This window comes from Flavobacterium sp. (assembly GCF_036405015.1).
GTDB lineage: Bacteria > Bacteroidota > Bacteroidia > Flavobacteriales > Flavobacteriaceae > Flavobacterium.
On sequence record NZ_DASWYK010000210.1, the window covers coordinates 1 to 3,647 of the forward strand.

Sequence of the window (3,647 nt, forward strand, 5' to 3'; positions counted from 1 at the left end):
TTATCAACGGTTTGACTTTCTAAAAATGAATTATTGCTTAAATCTTTTACAACATAATTTTCAAGTTTTGAATCTGAAGCTAAACCAAGTGTTTTTTTAGTTAATTCTATTGTTTCAAATTCACGGTCAACTTTTAAATTATTGCTAATTGTTACGATTTTATTCTGTGACTGCATGGCAAAACTTCCAGCCAGAATTGTAGTGAGTAAAAGATGTTTTTTCAAAATTTATAGTTTTAATTTTTTAAAAGAATTCAGTTTGATAGTAATTTATAAAAGTACGAATCATAAAATGAATGGAAATACAAAAGTGGCGTAATTTTGTACAAAAGTTTGAAAATGAAGTAGTGAATTATTTTTTGTACTTTACATTCGCCTTGTTTTTGAAAGGTGTAATTTTATAATTAAATGAAAATCAATAAAATGGTTAAATGTATTATTTTCGATTGTGATGGAGTTTTAGTTGATACAGAAAAAATAGGTAATGGAGTATTACTTCAAATGGCGTCAGAGCATGGTTTTAAAATGGAAATTGAAGATGCATACCATTATTTTAATGGAGTAAGTTTAAAGAATTGCTTTTTACAAATTGAAGCGGCTATTGGTCAAAAACTTCCTGATGATTTTGAAGAAAATTACAGAGAAAGAAGTTTTGAAGCTTTCAAAAAAGAAGCAAAACCAATGGATGGAATTTTTGATTTTTTAAATAAACTTACAATTCCATATTGTACAGCTTCTAGTGGACCTCTTGAAAAAATAAGACTTAATCTTGGATTAGCCAGCTTACTTGACAAATTCGAAGGTAGGATATTTAGTTCTTATGTAATTAAGAGTTGGAAACCAGATCCTGAAATCTTCTTACATGCAGCCAAAGAAATGGGTTTTGAAGTAAAAGATTGTATTGTAATAGAAGATAGTGTTGCTGGAGTACGAGCAGGTCTTAAAGGCGGATTTAAAGTCTATGGATTTGCAAATGGTTTCAATAATGCGGATTTGGAACAAGAAGGAGCAGAGCTTTTCAATAGTTATGAAGAATTGAGTAAAAAGCTTGATTTATAAAGATTATCATTCCATAACACTTAGGTAAACTAATTCTAGGTTTTAATTGATAAAATTGCGGTCAGTTAAAAGTTTCAAAACTTCTGATAAGTCCCCAGTTATTAAAGTTAAAACCTATGAATTTAAAATTTTCTTCACTTTTTATAGTGTCATTTTTTGTTGTTTTAAATAGTTCCATTTCTGCACAAAAAACTAAAGATCTAAACGGAACACAAATTGCTTTCTTGTCGGATGTTCATTTACAGGACTTATTTGGCAAATTTTCGGATTCTGATTATAAAGGTGTTTTAAATCCAAAAACAGGTCAGTACGTATTAGTCAGAACGATGGCCTCTCAGCTACATTCTACGAGAATTTTTAATGAAAATTATTTTGCTTTTTTAGCAGCTTTGGAAGATATCGCAAAGCGAAAAATAAAATACGTAGCACTTCCGGGAGATTATACCGATGATGGTCAACCCATTCACGTTAAAGGCTTAGCCAAAATTTTAGAACAATACAGTAAAAAATATAATATTGAATTCTTTATTACAACCGGAAATCACGATCCCGTTGGACCTTTTGCACAAGAATCTGGTAAAGAAGATTTTTTAGGAAAAGAAGGTAAAAGTCAGCCCATTTATAGCAAAGACGGCATGTATAAGCCCAATTTAAACATCGAACAGCCCCTTGTCATAACGGCCGATATTGCTAAAATGGGTTATTTAGGTATTACTGATAATCTGAAAGAATTCGGTTTTCATCCAAGTCAGAAGAATAAATTTTGGGCAACTCCTTTTTCTACTTATTCAAGTGAAAATTATTCATTTGAGAAAGCTTCAGAAAGTGCTAAATTGTCTAAACGTATTTATGAAGTTGCGCCAGGTTATGTAGTTCCAGACGTTAGTTATGTAGTAGAACCAGTTGAAGGACTTTGGCTTATGGCAATCGATGGAAATGTTTATATTCCGAAGAAAACCGATGGAGATCCGAGAGATTCCAAAAGTTATTCAGAAGCGAGTACAGGTTATAATAATGTGCTTTCAAACAAAAAACATTTGATTAAATGGGTGGAAGACATTTCGGCACAGGCCAAAAAACACGGCAAAACTTTAGTTGCTTTCAGTCATTTTCCGATGATTGATTTTAATGACGATGCTTCTGCAGAAATAAAAGAATTGCTTGGTCCAAACAAATGGCAGCTCAACAGAGTTCCCGTTGAAGAAGTAGCACAAGTTTTTGCCGATGCAGGTTTGAAGATTCATTTTGGAGGTCACATGCATATTAATGATACAGGAGTGAGAACAACTCAAAAAGGAAACACTTTAGTAAATGTTCAGACGCCTTCGCTTGCAGCATATATTCCAGCGTATAAGTTACTGACTTTAAAGAAAGATAATCTAATAGATATTCAGACTATTACAATCGACAATGTTCCTAGATATGACGAATTGTTTGATTTGTATAAAACAGAATATCAGTTTTTGGAAAGTCAGAATAGTAAAGATATTTGGAATATTGAAATTTTAAAAACTAAAAATTACCATGATTTTACCGATTTTCATTTGAAAGAATTGGTTCGTCTTCGTTTTTTAAAAGACGATTGGCCTAATGCATTCAAAGATTTTATTCTGAATGTTTCTGCAAAAGATTTATTGGTTTTGGCAAATATCCAGTCAAATAGTAATTTTGATTTTGATTTTATTCTAAGCAATAAAGAACATTTTCAAAACGAATGGAAAGAAGCAGAATTAAAATCTCAACAGGTTTTAACTCAAAATAAACTTAAAGAGATAGATTTTAACTGGACAGGGAATGATCTTTTAATTGATTTTTATCGTTTTAGAAGTGCAGATGAATTGGCTTTTACAGATGTTTCAGAAAAAAGAGCGTTATCTTATAAAGTGCTGTCAGAACTATTTTTGAATTCTAAAAAGGAAAACATTAAGCCTTTGGAAAAACAGATGCAATTATTCTTTATAATTTTAAATAAATTCATGCATGAAGTTCCAGCGGATCATTTTTCTGTAGATTTGAAAACGGGAGAGATTAATCGCAAAGAGCGCTAAGAATTTAGGACAAGTACACAAAGTTTTTTTAATCTCGCAAAGACGCAGAGTCGCAAAGTTTTTTATATTCTTTGCGAGTAATTTAAAAGCAAAGTTCGCAAAGCCAAATGAAAAAGCTTTGCGAGCTTTCTTATTTATAAATCTCACCGAAAAACCTTAGCGTACTTGGCGTAAAATCTCTGCGTGCTTTGCGGTCAAAAAAACATTAAGCACACAGATCTCATGGATCATTTTTATACATCTGTATAAAACCTTAGCACCTTTAAAAAATATAATTTCAGAATAGTTAAATATAATTTAATTTGATTGATTATTATTAAATTTGAGTTAGCGTTTTAGTTTTTAAAATGTTTGAAATCAAAACTTTATAAAACAACTCAAATAAAAATACAATCATGATACATCAAATTGACACTACCGATAATATTGTAGCTTTTAGAGCCTTGGCAGAAGTAACAAAAGATGATTTTTTGACAGCAGTAATTCCTGCAGTTGAACATTTGGTTAAACAAACAAACGAAATCAATTTTTTGTTGGTCTT

At 30.8% G+C, this 3,647-nt stretch carries 2 protein-coding genes and 1 pseudogene; 2 read left to right on the forward strand and 1 reads right to left on the reverse strand.

Annotation, left to right across the window (positions count from 1 at the left end):
* A pseudogene (locus VGE71_RS18045) lies at nt 1–224 on the reverse strand (DUF4861 domain-containing protein); the annotation flags it as partial.
* A 183-nt stretch (nt 225–407) separates the two neighbouring features.
* Here VGE71_RS18045 and VGE71_RS18050 point away from each other — a divergent pair.
* Together VGE71_RS18050 and VGE71_RS18055 are read left to right on the forward strand one after the other, a co-directional pair.
* Complete coding sequence (locus VGE71_RS18050) at nt 408–1,058, forward strand: HAD family hydrolase (RefSeq protein WP_331139553.1); 651 nt, start codon at nt 408–410, stop codon at nt 1,056–1,058.
* A 116-nt stretch (nt 1,059–1,174) separates the two neighbouring features.
* Nucleotides 1,175–3,106 (forward strand): metallophosphoesterase, encoded by a 1,932-nt coding sequence (locus VGE71_RS18055; protein WP_331139554.1) that lies wholly within the window; start codon nt 1,175–1,177, stop codon nt 3,104–3,106.
* Nucleotides 3,107–3,647 lie beyond the last annotated feature (541 nt).